The organism is Teichococcus aerofrigidensis (assembly GCF_054073225.1).
In genome coordinates this window covers 1-2,623 of the sequence record NZ_JBSXMU010000217.1, presented here as the reverse complement: position 1 = coordinate 2,623, position 2,623 = coordinate 1, and the positions used below count along the sequence as shown (strand labels likewise).

Here is a 2,623-nt window from a genome sequence, read left to right as displayed (position 1 = left end):
CGGCTGGACGGGCGGGGCACGGCGCGCGCTACCGGCGCGGCGAGGGCGGCGGCCTGCGCCGTGCCGACCAGCCTCGGGCCGCCGGTCCCCCCGGCCATCAGCATGTCGGGCGCGCTCCGTCCGCGCTCGGAGAAGCCGCGGTCGAGCAGGGCCATGACGTGGTCGTCGCGCTCGCGGCTGCTGGCGCCGCCGAAGACCACGGCGACGAGCCGTGTGCCGCCGCGCTCCGCGCTGGCCGCGAGATTGAAGCCGCTGGCGCGGATATAGCCGGTCTTCAGCCCGTCGGCGCCGTCATACTCGGCGACGACGCGGTTGTGGCTGCGGATGGTCTGGCCGCCCCAGGTGAAGCTGCGTGCGCTGAAGTAGGCATAGCGCTGCGGGAAGTGGCGGATCAGCGCGCGGCTCAGGATGGCGATGTCGCGCGCCGTCGTCACCTGGTTGGCGTCGGGCAGGCCGGAGGCATTTCGGAAGCTGGTGCTGCGCATGCCGAGCGCGCGCGCCTGGCGGGTCATCATGCGGCCGAACTGCACCTCGCTGCTGCCCGAGAGATGCTCGCCCAGCGCCGCCGCCACATCGTTGGCGGACTTGGTGACCAGCGCCAGGATGGCGTCGCGCACCGTGATGCTGCTGCCCGGCTTCAGTCCGAGCTTCGAAGGTTCCTGCCCCGCCGCGTGACGGGAGACGCGGATCCGCGTGCCGGCGGACAGCCGGCCCTGCTCCATGGCCTCGAACACCATGTAGAGGGTCATCATCTTGGTCAGCGAGGCGGGATAGCGCGGCTCGTCGGCGTTGATGGCGAAGATCTCCTCGCCGGTCGCCACGTCCATCACCATGGAGGCGTAGCGGCTGCCGCCGATCTGCGCCTGTGCCGGCGCCGCCCAGGCGGCGGGCAGAAGCGCCGCCAGCAGCAGTCCTGCGGAGAGGGCGGATCGGCCTCTCCTCGCTCTGTCCAGAACATGTCGCAGCCACGCGCCCTGCCGCGCGGTCATGCCCCTTTCCGCCATGGCGTCAGTCCCCCGTTCCACGCCGAGCCCCGTGGGGCCCGTCATGCATCCCCAGCGCCCGCCTGGCGTGCCCGGGCGGACCAACACCGGCGCCGCAACCGCCCACGGACTTCCGAAGAAGACACGGGCGGCTCCCCAGCGGCGCCAGGTTGCGCGCAGCATGGCGAGGTCGCGCATGAGAAGAAAGCGCTTATGGTCTGATCCAGCACGAAAATTACTTTTTGTTGCTCACACTCCCGTCAGTTCGTAAGACGCGGTGAGACATGCCGGACGTGCCGCTCGACGCAGGGACGCGCCGTCTCCATCCCGCGCATCGGCGCCGCGACGGACGCGCTGCTTCCGGCGCGCCGCTTCCGGCGTCAGGCCGATGCGCGCGAGGATCGGAGCGGCGGGCGCGTCTTGTCGACGTGTCCCGGCGTGGTCCGGTCGATGGACGCCATGAGCCCGTGCACCGGAGAAAGCTGCGGCCCGCGCATCGCCTCTCACACCGCGCCGGTGACGGAGCGCCGCGCCGCACGGCATCGCCGTACCCCGCCGCGCGGTATCACCACGCCCTGCCGCGCGGTATCACCGCGACGCGTCGAAAGGGGCGTCGTGACGGGCACGGCGCGCGGTTCGGCGATTTCCAAACTCTGTAGGTGAGAGCGCCATCTTCGGGAGCGGTGTCGCTTTCCGGCCACGCGGGAGGCGCGTCTGAATCCCGGCGGCTGGAAATTTGCAACGAGATGCAACGGATTTCGTTGACAAGCCGATTGCGCGTGAAGATAGCGTGTTTCGCGCGCGCACCGGTTGGGCGCGATTCGCGGCGCCGCTGTCAGAGGAAGCCGACGGATCGGGAGGAAGCGATGCGCCGCGGTTCGGAAGGACATCGGGATGAGGCAAGCCGGCGCTGCCCGCGTATCCCGCGGCGATCGCCGGCGGGGAAGCGGTGGGTGTCAAACGGCTCGCGCCCTCATGGCCGTCATTGACGAATGATGGGCGCATGCTCTCGGAAGAGCGCAAGAAAAGAAGCTATCCGATGCGGAACAGCGGACATCGCTTCCCATCGCGGCCTGAACTCTGGGTAAGGAGATCCAGCACATGACCGACGAGACCGAAACCGGCCGCCCGCGCGCGCAAGCGATGGCGGTGGCCACCACCCGCCGCAGCAGCGGCACCACGCGCAAGGCGGCCACGACGCGCGGCGCGGCGAGCAAGACAGCCGCGAAGAGCTCCGGCACGGGCAAGAGCGGCAGCGGCGCGGCCAAGAAGGCGACGCCGGCCAAGAAGGCCACCTCCAGCCGGACGGCGACGGCGCGCAAGCCGGCCGCCGCCCCGAAGAAGGCGACCACGACCCGGAAGGCCACGGCAACGAAGACGGCGGCCGCGACGAAGAAGGCGGCTCCGGCCCGGAAGGCGGCCTCGTCCCGGACCACGGCGGCCCGGACCACGGCGGCCCGGACCGCGACGGCGGCGCGCAAGGCGGCTGCTCCGAAGACGGCCGCCACGACGCGGCGGGCGACGACGAAGGCGGCGGCGAAGCCGGCCCGCGCGACGGCGAAGGCGACGGCGACGAAGGCCGCGACAATGAGGAAGGCCGCCCCGGCCCGCAAGACCGCGGCCGCGACGCGCCGCGGCAC

At 71.6% G+C, this 2,623-nt stretch carries 2 protein-coding genes; one reads left to right on the top strand and one right to left on the bottom strand.

The window, feature by feature from the left end:
- A partial coding sequence (locus ACVMLK_RS20655; protein WP_457487492.1) for a D-alanyl-D-alanine carboxypeptidase family protein occupies window positions 1–989 on the bottom strand: 989 nt, incomplete at its 3' end.
- A 1,095-nt stretch (window positions 990–2,084) separates the two neighbouring features.
- On the opposite strand from ACVMLK_RS20655, the gene ACVMLK_RS20650 reads away from it, so the two are divergent.
- Window positions 2,085–2,623 (top strand): hypothetical protein (locus tag ACVMLK_RS20650; RefSeq protein ID WP_457487491.1); only part of this gene is annotated, 539 nt, incomplete at its 3' end.